Annotated in this window: 1 protein-coding gene; it reads left to right on the top strand. The window is 49.0% G+C overall.

Annotation, left to right across the window (positions count from 1 at the left end; all coding sequences use genetic code 11):
• Positions 1 to 779, top strand: a 779-nt coding sequence (locus tag A3729_RS19695) for an iron-containing alcohol dehydrogenase (RefSeq protein WP_156498036.1), incomplete at both ends; no start/stop codon positions are given.

The following is a 779-nucleotide window of genomic DNA, read 5'->3' as shown; positions in this document are numbered from 1 at the left end:
CAACAACTGCGAAGCAATTCTTGCCGTAGGCGGTGGCTCACCGATTGATGCAAGCAAGGCTATCGCAGCACGCGCAACAAATGACAAGCCATTAGAGAAGATGGCCGGCTTATTCAAGTTACGTAAAGCACCTTTGCCACTATTCGCCATCCCGACAACTGCAGGCACTGGCTCAGAAGTAACCATCGTGTCTGTCGTATCAGACCCTGAAACCCATCAAAAGACACCTATCATTGACCCTAAACTGGTACCCATGATGGCCGCTTTAGACGGCGCAATGATGCTAGGCCTACCTGCTGCAGTGACGGCTGCAACCGGAATGGACGCACTGACTCATGCGATTGAGTCTTACATTTCAGTTAATGCTACCGATGAGACCGACGCTTACGGAACAGCTGCTACACGTCTAATCATGGAAAATCTTGAAACAGCAGTGAAAGATGGCAGCAACCTGGAAGCTCGACAAAATATGGCTATGGCGTCTTACTATGCCGGCCTGGCTTTCACCAAAGCGAGCGTAGGCTATGTTCACGCCATCGCCCACAACTTTGGTGCGTATTACTCTACACCACACGGTTTGGCCAACTCGATTGTCCTACCGCATGTTCTGGATTATTCAAAAGATGAAATTACAGAACGTCTTGCCAAGCTCGCGGAAGTAAGCGGGCTAAAAGAAGGTAAAGAAAGCAACAGGGAACTTGCCGATAAGTTTATTCAGCGAATTCGTGAAATGCTCAAAAGCTTTGACATCCCTGAGCAACTTGGCGACCTTAAGACCG

It is taken from the genome of Oleiphilus sp. HI0043 (assembly GCF_001634935.1).
The sequence above is the reverse complement of the archived record's forward strand: the minus strand, read 5'-3'. Positions and strand labels throughout refer to the sequence as shown.